Origin of the sequence: Kribbella sp. NPDC051718, assembly GCF_040681515.1 — a bacterium.
Taxonomy (GTDB): Bacteria; Actinomycetota; Actinomycetes; order Propionibacteriales; family Kribbellaceae; genus Kribbella.
Map to the genome: position 1 here is coordinate 942,120 of NZ_JBFAYZ010000001.1, position 17,269 is coordinate 959,388.

Genomic DNA, 17,269 nt, shown 5'->3' on the forward strand with positions numbered 1-17,269 from the left:
CTTGTGACAGTCCTTTCCGCGCCCGCCACCGGGCACAATCCCCCTGCCGAAATTCTTGTTACTGATTTCTACAGCACAAACCGGCAAGTTGTCATTCAACAGGCGGAATGGGCAGGAAAGATGTGACTAAAGCCTCCGGCTCCGCCGACGCTACGCATCCGTCGTGACGATGGGTATTCATCGTGCTCATCGCCGGATCGTGGAAAGAATCGGCCCCGGGAATGGATTTGACCGTTGGTTGTGCTATGCAACAGCCCCGGGACCGATTCAGAAAGTTACTCCGGCCGGAGCAGCGGGAACAGAATCGTCTCCCGGATCCCGGCCCCGGTGAACAACATCACCAGCCGGTCCAGGCCCATCCCCATACCACCGGCCGGCGGCATCCCGAACTCCATCGCGCGGAGGAAATCCTCGTCCAGTTCCATCGCCTCGGGATCGCCGGCCGCGGCCAGCAACGACTGTGCCACCAGGCGTTCACGCTGGATCACCGGGTCGTTCAGCTCCGAGTAGCCGGTGCCCAGCTCGACCCCGTTGATGATCAGGTCCCAGGCCTCGACCAGGCCCGGAATTTCGCGGTGCGGCTTGGCCAGCGGCCGTACCGACTCCGGATAGTCGCGCACATAGGTGGGCTGGATCAGCGTGTGCTCGACCAGCTTCTCGTAGATCTCCAGCGCGATCTCACCGGCATTCCAGGCCGGCTGCAGCTCGACCTCGTGCTGCTCGGCGATCTTGATCAGCCGGGCCGTCTCGGTGGTCGCGTCGACGGTCTCGCCGACCGCTTCGGAGACCAGCTCGAATAGCGTCGCGTGCCGCCACGGCAGGTCCAGATCGATCTGCGAACCGTCGCGCGCGGTGACCACGCTGCGGCCGACCGCACGGGCCGCGTTCCGGATCAGCTCCTCGGTCACTTCGGCGATCGAATCGTAATCGCCATAGGCCTGATAGGACTCGATCATCGAGAATTCCGCCGCGTGGGTCGAGTCCAGTCCCTCGTTGCGGAAGGTCCGGCCGATCTCGAACACCCGGTCGACGCCACCGATCATCGCCCGCTTCAGATCCAGCTCGAGCGCGATCCGGAGCTTCATCTCCTGGTCGAACGCGTTCAGGTGGGTCGTGAACGGCCGGGCCGCGGCACCGCCGTTGGTCAGCTGCAGGACCGGCGTCTCCACCTCGATGAACTCGTGGCTGTCGAAGGTCGAGCGCAGCGACTTGAGCACGGCGGCCTTGGTACGGACCATCTCCCGCGCCTCCTGGCGCACGATCAGGTCGACGTAGCGGAGCCGGACCCGGGCCTCCTCGTTCAGCGGCTTGTGCTCGTTCGGCAGCGGCCGGAGCGTCTTGGCCGCCAGTTGCCAGCTGGTCGCCTGCACGGACAGCTCGCCGCGACGGCTCGTCACCACCTCGCCCTGCACGGAGATGAGGTCGCCGATGTCGACCAGCGCCTTGTACCGGGCCAGCTCCTCCTCGCCGACCTCGGCCAGCGACAGCATCACCTGCAGCTCGGTACCGTCGCCCTCGCGCAGCTGGGCGAAGCAGAGCTTGCCGGTGTTGCGCTGGAAGATCACCCGGCCGGTCACCGCGACCAGCTCGCCGGTGCGGAAGTCGTTCTCCAGCTCCTGGACGTCGTACTTCGCCCGCAGGTCCTTCAGCAGGTGCGTCCGCGGCACCGAGATCGGGTAGGGCTGCACCCCCTCGGCCAGCAGCCGGTCACGCTTCTCCCGGCGTACCCGGATCTGCTCGGGCAGGTCGTCCTGCCCGCTGTCGGGGGTCGCCGGGTTCTCACGTGGTTCAGTCATGGTTCAAAGGCTAGTGACTTACCGCCTCGACCAACGAATCCTTTGTCCGTACTACGTCCCTCCGGGCCACCAGGCCAGCCGCAACAGCCGCGCAGAGGACGGCGAGAACCCCGGCGACGACAAAGGTCGCCCGAGGCCCGAGCAGCGCCCCGACCACGCCGCCCAGTAGTAGAGCCACCAGGGAGCAGGCCCGCGCCGTACCACTCAATGCAGCCACCACCCGGCCACGCAGAGCATCCAGCGACCGGGTCACCACCAAGGTGCTCGTCGCCGCGTTGAGCATCCCGCTCCCGGATCCAACCGCCACCGCACCGATCACCAGCGCGACCACCCCACCGGCCAGGCCCATCAGGACGCAGGAGATTCCGATGGCCGCAGTACCGGCCAGCACAGCGCGAGTGCGGGCCAGGTCGCTCGCCAACCGGCCCGTGTACCAGGCGCCGGCGATGGCACCCGCTCCCTGGGCGGCCAGGACTAGGCCATAACCGGTGGGTCCGAGGCCTATCTCGTTCCGGATCAGCAGCACCTCGACCACATTGACGGCCTCCCCGACCAGGATGAACACCCAGAGCGCAGGCACGAGCACCTGCAACAGGTTGTCGGCGAAGAGGCTGCGCAGACCAGCCGTCATGGCACCGCGCTCCTTCGGTGCCCCGGGCAACGGGGTACGCCGGGTCCGCACCAGCCGGGCGACGACGGCCAGACCGAGGAAGGTCGAGGCGTCGACGAGCAGTGCGACCCGATCGCCGGACAGGCCGACCAGTACTCCGCCTGCCGCCGACCCGGCCAAGGTGGCCGCTCCGATGAGGGCCTGGCTCGCACCGGTGGCCCGGCCGACCAGGTCGTCGCCGACGATCCGTGGGATCAGGGCTGCCCAGGCCGGGCCCGCGACAGCTTGGCCGACCTGCAGTACGCAGACCAGTGCCAGGGTTTCCGCTAGCCCGTGGGCCAAGGCGATTCCGACCCCCGCGGCGGCCTGTAGCAACGACGCCCACACCAGGACGCGGCGCGAGTCGTACGCGTCCACGATCCGGCCCGCGAACGGGATCATCACGACGGTCGGCACCGCGAAGGCCAGCAGCAGGGCGGTGATCGCCGCCGTCGCCGAGACACCCGAGCCAGCGTCGGCGCCGGAGCCGGTGCCGTCGTCCGCGACCCGGAGCATCAACGCCACCAGGGCGATCGCGTCACCGGCGTACGAGACCGCGCGGGCCGGCAGGACCAGCCGGATGTCCCGGTGCGACCAGAGCGAGGCGACTGCCGGCGTACCGGAGATGTGAAGTGATTGCTTCATAGTTATGAAGTTAATGCTTCAGATCTCGGATCGTCAAGGGACCGGCTACGCTGTCGGGCGTGGCCGCGAAGAAGAAGCGCGTGGCGCTGACCGACCCGCGAGCGATCCGCGCCCTGGCGCACCCGGCCCGGCAGCGGATCATCGACGAGCTCTACAGCGGGCGGGTGCTGACCGCGACGGAGTGCGCGGAGCTGGCCGGGCTGACGCCGTCGGCGACCAGCTACCACCTGCGGGCCCTGGAGCGCTGGGGCATCGTCGAGCGCGCCGAGAGCTCGGCCGACGGACGGGAGCGCCCCTGGCAGGCCCCGGCCACCAGCCTGATGATCACGGGGCAGTCCAGCGGCGCGGGCCGGCTGGCGAGCCAGGCGATGATGCGCAGCAACATCGACCGGGTGATGGAGCAGTTCGAGGAACTGTCCGGCGACGACCCGTGGGACGGCGTCAGCGCGATGAACCGCAGCCGCCTGTGGCTCACCAAGGCGGAGACCGAGCAGCTCGACAAGGACCTGACCGAGGTCATCAACCGCTACCGCCGCGGCCGCACAGCCACCAGCCACCCGGCCGGCACCCGCCAGGTGAGCACCCTGCTGGCGATCGTACCGACCGGCAAGCCGCCGGCCGGCGATGACGCAGAGTAGTCAGTTCAACCGGAAGGACCCTGAAATTCCCCCGGAATAGCTCACAGATCAGCTATTCGCTTGCTCTGCGGTGCCAGGATGGGGGTATGGGGGCAACGACAATGCATGCGCTGGCGATCGCGATCCCGACCGGCGGGGTGGCGATCCTCGCCTATCTGGTGGTCGGCCTGGTGATCGGGGTCGAGTCGATGGGGGTGCCACTGCCCGGTGAGACGACGCTGATCGCCGCCGCGCTGCTGGCGTCGCAACACGACCTGAACATCGTCTTCGTGATCGCCGCGGCCGCGGCCGGCGCGATCATCGGCGACTCGATCGGGTACTTCATCGGCCGGAAGGCGGGTCGCGGGCTGTTCGAGCGGCTCGGCCGGCGGTTCCACCACTTCTCCGAGGAACGCATCGTCAAGGCGGAGAAGTACTTCCACAAGTACGGCGTCTGGACGGTCTTCTTCGGCCGGTTCGTCGCCCTGCTGCGGATCTTCGCCGGCCCGATGGCGGGCATGCTGCGGATGCACTACCCGCGGTTCCTGGCCGCCAACGCGGCCGGTGGCATCGCCTGGTCGACCACGATCGGCGTCGTCGCGTACAAGATCGGCGACAACGCGGACAAGATCTTCGGCGAGGTGTCGGTCTGGGCCCTGGTGGTGATCGGTGCCGCGCTCGTGGTGGCGTACGCGGTCTACAAGATCCGCAAGCGGCGCAACTCGGTACACCCGGCTTCGGCCCCGAACGACGCGGACGCAGTACCGGCTGAGTCAGCGGACGCTTAGAGCCAGCGTCTGGGTCGTCTTGCCGAGCAGCGGGCGGCCCAGCGACATCGCCTTCGGGATCACGAAGCGGTAGGCGAAGATGCCGGGCTGTGTGACCTTGAAGGCAACCACCGCGGTGCCGCGCCGCATCGGGACGCGGAGGCCGGCCCAGTGCCTGGTCAGCTTGTTCCAGGACTGGAACGTCACCACCGTGTTCATCGCCGGCCGCACCACGACGATCGCGGTCACCGTCTCGCCGCGCTTCTTCATCGCGCCGCCGAGGAAACCCGTCGTCTGGATCCGGGTCACGGTCTGGGTCAGCCGCGCCTTGCTGGTCGACTGCGAGGCGACCGAGCCGATCTGGCTGTAGTCCTGCGTCATCACCTTGTACGGCCGGCTGGCGCTCGTCACGACCGGGATCTCGTAGTGCCCGCCGGAGGTGGTCTTACCCCGCCCGGCCGGCGTCCAGCGCCCGTGCGGCGTCACCTGGGTCAGTACCACGACGGGCAGCCCGGACATCGTCGTTCGTTGCTGGACGCAACTACCTTCGTCGGCGCAGACGACCTCCTGGAGGATCGACCGGCCGCGGATCTTGACCGGCAAGCCGTACTGCGCAGCGGCGGGAATCGACGCTTCGGTCGTGCTGCTGCGGGCCGAGATCTGGCCGCCGACGGCGGTCGACCACTCGTTCTGGGCACGTAGCTGGAAGAGGTACGGCGGCTTGAGGTTCTTGACCACCTGCCGCATCGAGGTGGTGCCCGGCCCGGCGGTGCGCAGGGGTTGCCCCGGGCGGCCGACGACCGGCACGTACAGCTGGGTTTTAGCGGGCACGTCGAGCGGGTCGTGAGGGCTGAAGTCCTCCGGCGTCGGCGGGACCGTCCAGCGGATCAGGACGTCGCCCTTGCCGGCCGGGGTCGCCGACGCGCCGCTGGGGCGGACGGGGCCGCTGGTGTCGAAGACCGGGGAGCTGGCGAGTTTGCTGGTCATGCCGCCGGTCGACGTACCGATGCCGACGGAGACCTTGTAGTTGCCGTCCGGCGGGAAGGCCGAGACCGGGATCGCCCAGGTGTTGGGGGCGTCCGCGGCGACGAACTTCACGTACGACGGGCTGGTGCTGAGCACGCCCTCGATGGTGATCCGGTTCGGGGCGTCGGAGTCGGTCCAGCTGACCTTGACCTCTTGCCGGGTGCTGTCGGCCCATGCGACCGTCACCTTGGTCGGTACCGGATCCGACGAGCAAGCGGTCAGCAGGGTCGCGCCGATGACGGTCGCCAGGGCGGCCGACAAGACGCTACGGAACCTCACCATCTGGCCTCACCCAAACTCGTGGACGGTCGCGTAGACCATACCTACCGGCCTCAACCCGGATCCCGGCAGTAGGGTCGGCAGCGTGCGACTGACTGCGGACTCCTGCCGCGAACGGTTCACCGCCGCCGACCATGCGTACCTGGCCAGTATCAGCCCGGGCGACCCCCTCCGGCCGCATCTCGTCCCAGTCGTTTTCGCGCTCGCTGCCGACGTGGTCGTGATCGCCGTCGACCAGAAGCCCAAGTCGACCACCGACCTGCGCCGGCTCCGCAACATCTCCGCCAACCCCCAGGTCGCGCTGCTCTGCGACCGGTACGACGCCGACTGGCGCCAGCTCTGGTGGGTCAGGGCCGACGGCCACGCCCGGGTCGACGCCTCGGACCCGGCGGCTCTGGAGCTGCTGGCCGCGAAGTACCCGCAGTACCGCACCGATCCCCCACGCGGCCCGGTCATCACCGTCACGATCGAGACCTGGTCGGGCTGGTCCTTCAGCTAACTTGGTAAGTCAGATCCGAGGGGGAACTCAGATGGCATTCATCAGTCCGTCCACACCACCACCCGGCTTCCTGGACGACAACCGAGCACCGGCCGGTCACATCCCGAACTTCGTCCAGACCTTCGCCTCCCGCCCCGACGTCTACGAGGCCTGGAAGCAACTCAACGGCGCGATCAAGGCCAACATGGACCTCCGCCGGTACGAACTGGCGACCCTGGCCGCCGCGACGGCCCTGCGATCCAGCTACTGCAGCCTCGCCCACGGCCACGTCCTGGCCGACAAATTCTTCTCCCCCGACGAAGTCGCCGCCCTGGTCGACTCCCCCGCCCCGGACCCGGTCGACCGCGCCGTGATGGCCTTCGCCCGCAAGGTGGCCCTGGCCGCCGACACCGTCGCCCAGTCCGACATCGACGACCTCCGCGAGCTGGGCCTGTCCGACGACGACATCCTCGACGTCTCCCTGGCAGCCGCCGCCCGCGCCTTCTTCTCCAAAACCCTGGACGCCACCGGCACCACCCCGGACCCGGCCTTCAAAACCCAACTCCCCACGTCCCTCGCCGAAAAACTCACGGTCGGCCGCTCGATCGACTGATCTACTCGGGTTGGTTGTGGGTGGCGCCGTTCAGGTGGAACGGGGTGGTGACGCCTTCGTACATGAGGTGGGTCACCAGGCCTTGGGAGGCGTGCGGGAGGTTGTGGCAGTGGTCCATCCAGATGCCTGGGTTGTCGGCCAGGAAGCCGATTTCGTAGGTTTCGTTGTCCTCTACGTTGAGGGAGTCGGTCCACCAGGGGCTGCCGGTGGCTTGGACGCCGTTGCGGGTGAGGACTACTACGTGGTGGCCGTGTAGGTGCATGGGGTGGACCTGGCCGGAGGTGTTCTTGACGGTCATCGTGACGATGTCGCCTTCGGTGACGATGAACATCGGGACGTCGGGGTACTGGTGGCCGTTGATGGTCCACCAGAGGCCGGGTTTGCCGTTGAAGAAGCCCAGGCGGCGGCCGATGTTGTAGTTGAAGTGGCGGGTCGCCTTTGCGGGGTCGAAGGGTAGGGCGGCTGGTTTGCCGTAGGTCAGGAGGTCGACTCGGTCTTTTGGCTCGGTACCGGTTGGTGCGTCGCCAGCGCCGATCACCAAGGTGGTCGGGCCACCGCCTAGGCCGATTCGGACGGCTTTGCCTGGTGGCAGGTTGAGCTCTAGGTCGATGCGGCCGCCTGCAGTGACTAGGACGGACTTGCCCTCGACAGGTGTTGGGGCGTTGACCGCAGTGCCGTCTACTGCGACTACTCGGTACCCGGTGCCGTCTACCCAGGCCGCCATCGGGCCGTTGTCGGTGTTGATCAGCCTTAGCCGCACAGTGCCGGTCCCGGCGACTCGGCGCTCGCCGTAGCCACCGTTGACGGTTCGGACCTTGTCGTAGGTGTGCACGGCGGCCACTACGTCCGTCGGGCCGGGTGAGACGACCAGTACGCCGTACAGGCCCTTCTTCACCTGCTCATGCGACAACTGGTGCGAGTGGTACCAGTACGTGCCCGCGTCGACCGCCACGAACCGGTAGGTGAACGTCTGGCCCGGTTGGACCGCATCCTGGGTGATCCCGGCGACTCCATCCTCGGCGGCCGGTACGTCGACGCCGTGCCAGTGCAGCGTCATCCCGTCCGGCACGGACTCGTTGACCAGGGTGACCTCGATCAGATCGCCTTGTTTCGCGTTGATCTGGGGGCCAGGCGAGGTGTGGTTGAGGGTGAAGCCGTCCGTCGGGCCGCGGCCGGGGATGTCGAAGCGTTCCTTGCGCGCGACCAGCCGCACCGAGACGTCGGGCACCTGGTCGGCGACCGGCTTGAGCTCCGCCACGCTGCTGCCGTGGTGGTGCCCAGCCGGCATCGCGGGTCCGCCGCCGTAGTCGGCGTACCCCATGTCCATCGCCGAGAGGCCGTCCGGCACCAGGCTCTGCTGCCAGAACCAGCCGATCGGGGCAAGCACCACCAGCGTGGCCGCGATGGCGGCCACGGTGCGGCGATGCTTCATCTAGATGGTCGCCTCGGTGCCGACCTTTTGCTGGGTAGGTGCCGCTCGTCTGGCGGCGATCCCCGCGACGCCGGCCAGTGCGACCGCGTTCGCGGCGTGCAGGGCGCCGATCACCGGTACCGAGAAGGACACGAAGGCCAGCGCGATCTGCAGCGCGACCAGGCCGAACACGATCAGCGCCCACTTGATCCCGCCGTCGACCCGGGCGAAGAAGGACACGATCAGGAACAGGATCGCCAGGATCGGGATCACCATCATGCCGACGATGCCGTGCAGCTGGTGGCCGAAGTTGCCGTCGTAGTTCTTGTCGATCACCAGGCCGTCGTCCACGTCCTTGAGGGCCGTGAACCAGGCCAGCCCGATCGCCATCACCTGGATCAGAACGCCGAGCGCGATCAGATTCGCGAGGGCGCGATAAGTGGATTTCATGATCCTCCCCCGGACCACGCGACCCGCGCGCTGCAACCACGGAAGCCAGCCCATGGCCCCGGACCTCCCCGCCCGGGGGTCGCTGGTCTCATCGTGATCCTGTGACGCGCTGTGCACAAGACCCGGGCCGACGAGCCGGTACGAACGGAGCGTGACCGTCGGCTGGATTGCCCGAAGGGGCAGATCATTTGGGCTTCAGGTCTGCCAGTCGGTCTCTGGGCGGGTGCGCGGGCTGAGTCCAGGCTGGTCGGGTGGAGCGCGCCCAGGACAGCGACACCCGTACCGCCGACGAGGCGAGGTCGCGTCCGGACTCCGCCGAGCCACAGGTCACCGACTCCCCTGGCAACCAGGCACTCGCCGCAGCCGCGCCGTCCGGTATGTCCGTCGGCCAGATAGTCGCCATGCAACAACAGGCCGGCAACACCGCAGTAACCCAACTCATGGCCCAACGCCCCGGAGCCCCCCAGCCCGCCATTACCGTCCCCGGCCCACAACCAGGCACCGGCGTAGTCGGCAACCAGCCCGCCGGCGGTGGAGGCGCAGGGGCGCAAGGTGCCGGCGACGCCCCGGCAGCCCTCGCTGGGGGTCCGCAACCCGTCGTCACCGTGCCCGGGGTGCAGCCAGGCACAGGCGTCGTCGGCAACCAGCCCATCGGTGGTGGAGGTGCGGGGGCGCAGGGCGTTGTCGGCGGGGCCGGTGTGCAGCCTGGGGCGGGGGTGGTCGGCAGCCAGCTCGCTGGCGGTGAGGGCGCGGGGGCGCAGGGGGCTGTTGCGGCGGCCGGCGTACAGGACGGCGGTGGTCAAGCAGCCGGTGCTCAGGGGGCCGGGGAGGTGGGGGTTGAAGGGGTTGTTGTTGAGGATGGCCAGCTGATCAGCGGGGAGTTGGCTGAGCACGAGCGGTGGGCCTTGGGCTTTGGGGCGATGGGGACTGCCGGGAGCGATGACCGGGCGCGCTTTCTGTTGGAGATGACCGGGCAGGGGGCCGCGAGTGGGGCCGCGGGTGGGCTGGTGTCTGGGTTTGCGATGAGTGCGGTCGGGGCGGCGGTCACCCAGGTGGCGGTGAAGCGGCTCACCACGATGGCGGTGGCGCGGGGAGCGACGGCTACTCCGATCCCCGGGCTCGGGCCGGCCATCGGCGGGGTGATGGCGCTCGCCGGGCTGGCGTCCCGCGACTGGAAGTCGACCGGACAGACGATCGACAAGATCGGCCAGGGCACCGGGTACGAGGGCCTGGCCAACAATCTCGAGGGGCTCGCGGAGATCCTCGACGTCGCGCTCGCGGTGATGGACGTCGTCGGCGGCGTACTCGGCGGGATCGCGGTCGGCATGTGGGTCGCCTCGGTGCTGTCGGCCGGCGTACTGTCCCCGCTCGCCCTTTCGTTGTCGACCATCGCCACCGGGCTCGGCTTCGCCTCCACTGCAGTGGGGTTGATCATCAACACGATCATCCGGCCGGTGATCACGGCGTTGCGCGCCCTGCACGCGTTCGAGTCGCAGGGCGATCCCGCTCAGGTCGAGCAGCAGGGACAGGCGCTGTCCGGCGCGGCCGGCCAGGTCGCCGGTGCCTTGGCCGGCGCGCTCGCGGCCAAGGTCGGCGCCAAGGTCGGCGAGAGCGCCGGCAACCGGATCGACCGAGGCATCACCCGGATCCAGGAGCGCGCCACCGGAGGCGCCCCCAACCCGTCAGCTCTCGGAGCCGCCGGCCCGTCCTTGCACGCCGAAATGCCCGACACCCCCGAACAGGCCCCGGACACAGTCCCCGAAGGCGGCAAAGGCACCGCCCCACCGTCCTCAGAAGCCATCGACACAGTCCCCGTACCGACGCCAGACCCCGACACCCTCCCGCTCCCCAAGCCGGTCGACACCTCCCCGGACACCCACCCAACACCCACACCGACCGACCTGGCGCCGGACACTCACCCGACACCCGGGCCCGGCGACGCGGCTCCTGACACCCTGCGGAGTGCCGGTGGTGATCCGGTGCCGGAGGTGTCGGCGCCGCACCCCGTCGGCGAGGTACCGGATCCGGCGGCGCTGCAGAAGGTCAAGGCGGACTTGGAGATCGTCGGCGACTTCTCCGACGAGAGTATGAACGTGCTCGACCGCCGCAACCGTGGTGACGCCGAAGCCGGTGACATCGGCCGGCACCGGCATCAGGGTGCCCGCGGCGACGCCCTGATCTCCGAGCACGTCATCCCCGGCGCTCAGCTGCGCGACGCGTCGACCGATCCAGCAACCGGCGTACCCGACTGGAAGCGCAAGACTCCGGGCGGCTCCGACGCCAGCGACTACCGCGGCGCGACGACGATCGCCGAGCACGCGGCCGTCGCCGAGCACAAGACCCGGCTCGACAACCAGGCCACCATCGACCTCAAGGCCTCCGGCGGTCCGCAGAACATGGTCGACGATCTTCTGATCCCCTCGCTCGATCGCCATCAGCAAGCTGTCGACACGGCCATCGCCCAAGGCCAGATCCAGCCCGGCCAGGCCACCGATCCCACTCACCGCGCACTGGCCGCCCAGGCGGAGATGTGGGGCGCAGGCAAGAACAACCCGCCTGCCGACGTCGCCGGCCACAATGAGTACGACTGGGACGCCACCTTCAACGCCCAGCCGGCCCCTACCCCCTCAGCCCCCGGCTTCGACGGTACGACGACCCAGCCGATGCAGGCCGTCCACGCACCGGCGACCGCGCAGACCGGACCTCCGGCGATGACACGGCCGGACGCCATGGCGCAGTACAAGACCCAGGTCGCCGCCAACCCCCACCTCGAATCAGGTGTCTGGCGTGACGCCAACGGCGACTTCTTCACCATACAGGGCAACGAGGGCTCGGTCGGACGCCCGCCGAACGCCAAACCCCCACTGGAGCTGATCTACCACAGCCACCCGATCTCCCCGAATCCCGCTCAGCAGAACCTGAACACCCAGCCCTCACAGGCCGGCGGCGACTTCGGCGTAGTCCAGGGACAGCATGCCGCCGACCCGGTCGGGAAGCGACAGACCTCCGAGCTGCACTTCCCCGTGTACGACCAAAACGGTCGGCACGTCGGCTACGGCGCCACTACCTTCACCTACGATCCGACCAATCCACTGCCTCTCCAGGTGACGACGAGCGCCCCGGGCCGGGAGACCACAACCCAGCGCTACAAGACGTTCGCCGACTTCCAGCAGCGGGCCCAGGTAGGCGTCAGCGGTCAGACACCGCACGACAGGGCAGCGAACTTCAACTACACGGAAGGCCGGCTAGCTGCCGACCGCGCGGGAGCCCAGCAGGCCATCGACGCCCGGGTGGGCAAGACGGACCGAAAGGTCGGGTACGCCGGAGTCGCCGGTATCCGAGAAGGCCGCGACCTCGGCCGCCGCCTACTCAACGGTGCAGGAGCCGGCGGACGACCCGGTACGCCGTACACGGCCGCAGTCGGCCTACGCCCAGGTGAGTCGGTGGACGTCCCCATCAACCCGCTGTACCCGGCGCCACCGGGAACCAAGGCCGAGATCGCCGCACTGCGCGAGCGGATCGCACTGGACCGGGATGCACAGGCCGACCTCTCGCAGACCGAGAGCCAGATGGCCGCGCAGGCCGAGACCCAACGCAAGCACGACGAACAGCTCGGCCAAGCGGGTCAAACGGCTCAGAAGCTCGTCACCGGCGGCCAGGCCCAGGCGGCGGCGACCGCACAGACCCAGACGACCAACCAGCAACAGCAATCGACAGCCGGCGGGGCGATCGACACGCTCGGCAAGACAGCCCGCGAGGCCGGCGCCGTCACCACGCTCGTCGGCAGTCTGTACGGGTTCCAGGGGCTTGCGAACCTGTTCGGCTATCTACCCGGTGACCTGGGCGTCAAGGCCACCAACGCGAGCAAGGACGTGACCAAGCTGATCGCCTCGCTGAACCGGGTCCGCAACACAGAGGAGATGGCCGGCCAGCTGGAAGGGCGCAAGCAGGGAGTCAAGGCCGACGAGCAGCGGATCGGTGCAGTGGCGCAGCAGAACCAGCAGACCGCTGCTGAACTCGACCAGGGCACCCAGCAGGTCGCGGACCTCAAGCAGCGCAACCAGGATCGCCTCGCCGAGACCGAGGCCACCAAGGACCAGTCACAGAAGGAACGGCAGGCTGCTGTCGACGACGAAGCCGGTGCGCAGGCCAAGCACGACGACCTCGAGGCCCGCATGCAGGAATGGGCGGTTGCGCACCAGGAGGCCCGCCAGCAAGCCATTACCGCCGCACGCGCCAGACTGATGGCACAGGGCTACAAGGTTCAGGAGAAGCAATGACGATCACACCGGACAGCCCTCAGACCGACGCGGCCCGTACGGCGGTGGCGCAGCGCCGGGGCGGTGACCCAGCCCAGCTCGCCGAGGCACTGGAGACCTTCGCGAATGCGGCGATGGCCGACGGCGACCTGGCCGCCGCCGCTTCGGCCCTGGAGGAAGCTGCGTCTCTGTGGGACTCCACTAGCCAGCGCGAACGCCAAGGCAATTGCCTGCTGCTCGCCGCCACCGCTCAACGACTGCGGGGCGACCTCGGCGCGGCCAGGCTCGACCTGGAACGGGCAAAGGGGGCCGATCTCCCGTCTGCCGTCCGCTCGGCGTTCAAGGTCGAGGAGGCCGAGCAGGCACTGCTGCAAGGGGATACCGACGCAGCGACCGCCCTGCTCACCGAAGTACTGGCAGTGCTGGGTGACGAGCCGGCGCGGGCACAGATCCTCCAGCGCCGCGCAGCAACCGCAGTAGCTGCCCACCGGTGGCGAGACGCGGCTGCCGACCTCATGGACGCAGAGGAGCTGTACTCCGCCCACGACGCCCCCGATGAAGCAGAGGCTGCGGCACTCGGAGCAGCGGCGGCCGTAGCCAACGTCGACCCGGAAACCGCCGAGAGGGTCTGGGCCGCAGTCTCGGCCTCTACTCCCCGCGACGGCGGCGCTGCCGCCCAGCGAGGCATCATCGGCGGCCGTGTCGCCATGCTGGCGGGCAATCCGACCCTGGCCTTGCAGCGCTTCGACGCTGCTCGGCAGGGCACTCTGGACTCGGCGGACCCCTTCGCCTACCTAGCGGCCATCGCCGAAGCCGTCCAGGCGGCTGAAGCGCTGGGCGACGACAGTACGGCGTATGCGCGGCTCGCCACGGCCTGGGCCACCATGGGCGATCTCCTGGGCGCAGAGACTGCCAGGCAGCTCGTCCGGCCTCAGCTCGAGCAGCTGCGCGACCGCCTCGGCCAGGACCGTTTCAACACCGCCCGCGCCGCCTACGAACAGCGCTAGTTGTTGCGGGTGAAAGCCTGGTACAGACCGTGCAGCGTCAGGAAAGGCTCGTGGTGCTGGATCTGGCTCGACTCGCCGACGACGAGTGGGGCCAGGGCGCCGGTGGCGACCACGGTGACCTGGTCGAAGCCCTGCTCGGCGATGATCCGGGTGATCAGGCCGTCGACGAGCGACGCAAAGCCGAAGACAGCACCTGATTGCAGCGCTTCGACGGTGTTCTTGGCGACGACCGACCGCGGCCGGACGAGCTCGATCCGGCGCAGTTGGGCCGCGGAGGCGCCCAGGGCGTCCACGGCCGTCTCGATGCCGGGGGCGATCGCCCCGCCGATGAAAGCCCCGTTGGCGTTGACGACGTCGACAGTGGTCGCAGTACCGAAGTCGGCGACGATGCAGGGGGCGCCGTACCGGTTGACGGCGGCCAGGGCGTTGGCGATGCGGTCGGTGCCGACCTCACGCGGGTTGTCGACGAGCACCGGCAGGCCGGTCTTCACACCGGGCTCGACGACGACACTCGGTACTTCGGGATAGTACCGAGCAACAACATCCCGCAACTCGTGCAGCACGTGCGGTACTGCGGAACACACCGCCACCCCCGACACGGGGGACTCGCCGGCGAGCAACCCTTCGAGGAGGACGGCCCACTCGTCCGCAGTCCGGCGTGGATCCGTCCCCACCCACCAGTGACGCTTGACCGTGCCCTCGAAGATCAGGCCGACCAGTGTCCTGGTGTTCTCAACGGCGACGGCGAGCAACATCAGGCAGCCTGGAGATCCATCGCGATGTCCAGCACTGGCGCCGAGTGGGTCAGCGCACCGACCGCGAGGAAGTCCACGCCGGTCTCGGCGACCTCGCGGGCCACCTCGAGAGTCAACCCGCCGGAGGCCTCCAGACGCGCGCGCCCGGCCACCTTCTCGACGGCTTCACGCAGTAGCGCGACCGGCATGTTGTCGAGCAGAACCAGCTCGGCACCCGACTCGACCGCGATGATCGCGTCCTCGACGGTGTCCACCTCGACCTCCACGGACAGGTCCGGATAGGCCTTGCGGACCAGCCGGAACGCCTCCGCGACTTCACCGGCGGCGATCACGTGGTTGTCCTTGATCAGCGCCGCGTCGGACAGCGCCATCCGGTGGTTGCGCCCGCCGCCACAGCGGACCGCGTACTTCTCCAACTGCCGGAGCAGCGGCATCGTCTTGCGGGTATCGCGGATGATCGCCCCGGTCCCGGCCACAGCCTCGACCCAGCGACTGGTCAGCGTGGCCACACCCGAGAGGTGGCAGAGCAGGTTGAGCGCAGTGCGCTCGGCAGTGAGCAACTGCCGGGTCTTGCCGCGCACAGTCATCAGCACGGCACCTGCCTTGACCTGTGCGCCGTCCACGACGGAGTGCTCGATCTCTACCTCGTCCTTGCCCGCGATCAGCCGCACCACCAGTTCGGCGATCTCCAGGCCGGCCACGACACCGTCGGCCCGGGCCACGAACTCTGCGACCGAGACCTGGTCCGCCTCGACCGTGGCGGTGGTGGTCACGTCGACCCCGCCCGCCAGGTCCTCCTCGATGGTGGCCCGGACGAGGTCCTCGACCCATTGCTTGTCGAGCGTGTCATCCATTACTTGTTCCCCTCAGGTGAAGCTTTCGCCACGAACGTCGCGGCAGGCCGTGCCGAATCATCCTCGACCGGCAGCGTCAGGTCCAGACTGCCCGACCAGTGCTCGTCGTCGCGATCCGGGTGGTCCTCCCGCCAGTGCGAGCCGCGGCTCTCCTCCCGGGTGGTCGCCGCCTCGATCAGCGCGGAGGCCACCGTGGCGAGGTTCGTCGCTTCCCAATCGGGAGTTCCAGGCTGCTCGGCCGGCTGCTCGATCAGCTTGGCGAGTCTGTCACCAGCCTCCGACAGTCCGCTCGCGCTCCGGATCACCCCGGCGCCGACGGTCATCACTCGCTGCAACTCCGGTACTACGTCCGCCGCAACCAACCCTGATACCCGATGATCGGGGGCCGGCTCACGTAGTACCGGCAGGTGCTCGGCCAGCGACGCAGCGATCCGGCGGGCGAAGACGAGGCCCTCGAGGAGCGAGTTGGAGGCGAGCCGGTTCGCACCGTGTACGCCGGTGCAGGCCACCTCACCGCAGGCGTACAACCCCGGCACCGACGTCTGGCCGTGCAGGTCGGTCCAGACCCCACCGGACGAGTAGTGGCAGGCCGGCGCGACCGGGATCAGCTCGTGCACCGGGTCGATGCCGTGCGAGCGGCAGGAGGCGAGGATGGTCGGGAAGCGCACCCGCCACTTCTCGTCGCCGAAGCCGCGGGCGTCGAGAAACATGTGATCCTTGCCTGAGGCAAGCATCTGGCGCATGATCGCCTTCGCCACGATGTCGCGCGGGGCCAGGTCGGCCAGCTCGTGCTGACCCTGCATGAACCGCTTGCCCTCGTGGTCGACCAGGAAGGCACCCTCGCCGCGGACGGCCTCGGACACCAACGGCTGCTGGCCTTTGGCGCCCTTGCCGAGCCACAGCACGGTCGGGTGGAACTGGATGAACTCCAGGTCGCGCACCTTCGCGCCGGCGCGCAGGGCGAGCGCCATGCCGTCACCGGTCGAGACACTGGGGTTGGTGGTCGCGGCGTACAGCTGGCCGAGTCCGCCCGAGGCGAGGATCACCGCGCGGCTGCGGATCGCGCCGACGCCGTCCAGCTGTCCCTCGCCCATCACGTGCAGGGTCACGCCGGCAACCGCGCCATCTTCTGAGAGCAGCAGGTCGAGGACCAGGGCGTGCTCGATGATCCGGATGTCGGGCGCCCGCTTCACCGCGGCGACCAGTGCGCGCTCGATCTCCGCGCCGGTGGCGTCACCGCCCGCATGCGCGATCCGGTTGCGGTGGTGGCCGCCCTCGCGGGTCAGCGACAGGCCTCCCCCGGCACCGGTGTCGAATACGGCTCCCAGGTCGATCAGGTCCCGTACTGCGTCCGGCCCCTCGGTCACCAGCACCCGGACGGCCTCTGGGTCCGACAGCCCTGCCCCGGCGACCAGGGTGTCGTTCAGGTGGTCCTCAGGCGAGTCCTCCGGGCTCAGCGCCGCAGCGATCCCGCCCTGGGCCCACTGGGTCGACCCGGAGGCGACGACATCCTTGGTCACCACCAGCACCGAACCGAGCTCATGAGCCCGCAGGGCTGCCGTCAGCCCCGCTATCCCCGAACCGATCACCACCACGTCGACCGTGTCGGTCCAACCGGGTTCAGGCGCAGCCAACCGCTGCGGCACAGCAGGAGCAGTCATCC

General features: G+C 68.9%; 14 protein-coding genes. 6 read left to right on the top strand and 8 right to left on the bottom strand.

All coding sequences use genetic code 11. The features are described from left to right. Window positions 1-275: 275 nt before the first annotated feature. Window positions 276-1,796 (bottom strand): lysine--tRNA ligase, encoded by a 1,521-nt coding sequence (lysS, locus tag AB0M15_RS04605; protein WP_363813857.1) that lies wholly within the window; start codon window positions 1,794-1,796, stop codon window positions 276-278. Window positions 1,797-1,806: 10 nt separating this feature from the next. Continuing rightward, on the bottom strand, window positions 1,807-3,090 hold the full coding sequence (locus tag AB0M15_RS04610; RefSeq protein ID WP_363813859.1) for an MFS transporter: 1,284 nt from the start codon (window positions 3,088-3,090) through the stop codon (window positions 1,807-1,809). 59 nt (window positions 3,091-3,149) lie between these two features. Between AB0M15_RS04610 and AB0M15_RS04615 the strand changes: the two genes are divergently transcribed. Continuing rightward, entirely contained in the window at window positions 3,150-3,728 is a 579-nt protein-coding gene (locus tag AB0M15_RS04615; RefSeq protein ID WP_363813861.1) for a winged helix-turn-helix domain-containing protein, read from the top strand. Between the two features lie 86 nt (window positions 3,729-3,814). Continuing rightward, a complete protein-coding gene (locus AB0M15_RS04620; protein WP_363813863.1) occupies window positions 3,815-4,495 on the top strand; it encodes a DedA family protein in 681 nt (226 codons plus the stop codon). Here AB0M15_RS04620 and AB0M15_RS04625 read toward each other — a convergent pair. Next, window positions 4,481-5,782, bottom strand: a complete 1,302-nt coding sequence (locus tag AB0M15_RS04625; protein ID WP_363813865.1) for a hypothetical protein — start codon at window positions 5,780-5,782, stop codon at window positions 4,481-4,483. The genes AB0M15_RS04620 and AB0M15_RS04625 overlap by 15 nt on opposite strands. Before the next feature lie 82 nt (window positions 5,783-5,864). Here AB0M15_RS04625 and AB0M15_RS04630 point away from each other — a divergent pair, with 82 nt between their 5' ends. Together AB0M15_RS04630 and AB0M15_RS04635 are read left to right on the top strand one after the other, a co-directional pair. Further along, a complete protein-coding gene (locus AB0M15_RS04630; RefSeq protein WP_363813867.1) occupies window positions 5,865-6,278 on the top strand; it encodes a TIGR03668 family PPOX class F420-dependent oxidoreductase in 414 nt (137 codons plus the stop codon). A gap of 31 nt (window positions 6,279-6,309) precedes the next feature. Next, window positions 6,310-6,870 carry a carboxymuconolactone decarboxylase family protein gene (locus AB0M15_RS04635; RefSeq protein ID WP_363813869.1) on the top strand — a complete coding sequence of 187 codons (561 nt, stop codon included), beginning with the start codon at window positions 6,310-6,312 and terminating at the stop codon, window positions 6,868-6,870. A 1-nt stretch (window position 6,871) separates the two neighbouring features. Here the strand turns inward: AB0M15_RS04635 and AB0M15_RS04640 are convergent, their stop codons facing one another. Next, the gene (locus tag AB0M15_RS04640; protein WP_363813871.1) at window positions 6,872-8,302 is read right to left on the bottom strand and encodes a multicopper oxidase family protein; all 1,431 of its coding nucleotides are present in this window, start codon (window positions 8,300-8,302) and stop codon (window positions 6,872-6,874) included. Further along, window positions 8,303-8,731: a hypothetical protein gene (locus AB0M15_RS04645; protein ID WP_363813873.1), complete on the bottom strand. Its 429-nt coding sequence runs from the start codon at window positions 8,729-8,731 to the stop codon at window positions 8,303-8,305. It abuts the gene before it with no gap. 251 nt (window positions 8,732-8,982) lie between these two features. Between AB0M15_RS04645 and AB0M15_RS04650 the strand changes: the two genes are divergently transcribed. Beyond that, window positions 8,983-13,011, top strand: a complete 4,029-nt coding sequence (locus tag AB0M15_RS04650) for a hypothetical protein (RefSeq protein ID WP_363813875.1) — start codon at window positions 8,983-8,985, stop codon at window positions 13,009-13,011. After that, window positions 13,008-13,997 carry a hypothetical protein gene (locus AB0M15_RS04655; protein ID WP_363813877.1) on the top strand — a complete coding sequence of 330 codons (990 nt, stop codon included), beginning with the start codon at window positions 13,008-13,010 and terminating at the stop codon, window positions 13,995-13,997. Before AB0M15_RS04650 ends, AB0M15_RS04655 begins: the two co-directional genes overlap by 4 nt. On the opposite strand, the gene AB0M15_RS04660 is transcribed toward AB0M15_RS04655, so the two are convergent. From AB0M15_RS04660 to AB0M15_RS04670, 3 genes are read right to left on the bottom strand one after another with little or no spacing between them, the layout of a single operon-like run. Continuing rightward, a complete protein-coding gene (locus AB0M15_RS04660; RefSeq protein WP_363813878.1) occupies window positions 13,994-14,752 on the bottom strand; it encodes a type III pantothenate kinase in 759 nt (252 codons plus the stop codon). The genes AB0M15_RS04655 and AB0M15_RS04660 overlap by 4 nt on opposite strands. Then, a complete protein-coding gene (gene nadC, locus AB0M15_RS04665) occupies window positions 14,752-15,606 on the bottom strand; it encodes a carboxylating nicotinate-nucleotide diphosphorylase (protein ID WP_363813880.1) in 855 nt (284 codons plus the stop codon). Before nadC ends, AB0M15_RS04660 begins: the two co-directional genes overlap by 1 nt. Beyond that, on the bottom strand, window positions 15,606-17,267 hold the full coding sequence (locus tag AB0M15_RS04670) for an L-aspartate oxidase (RefSeq protein WP_363813882.1): 1,662 nt from the start codon (window positions 17,265-17,267) through the stop codon (window positions 15,606-15,608). The genes nadC and AB0M15_RS04670 overlap by 1 nt, the downstream gene beginning before the upstream one ends. Between the last annotated feature and the right edge of the window lie 2 nt (window positions 17,268-17,269).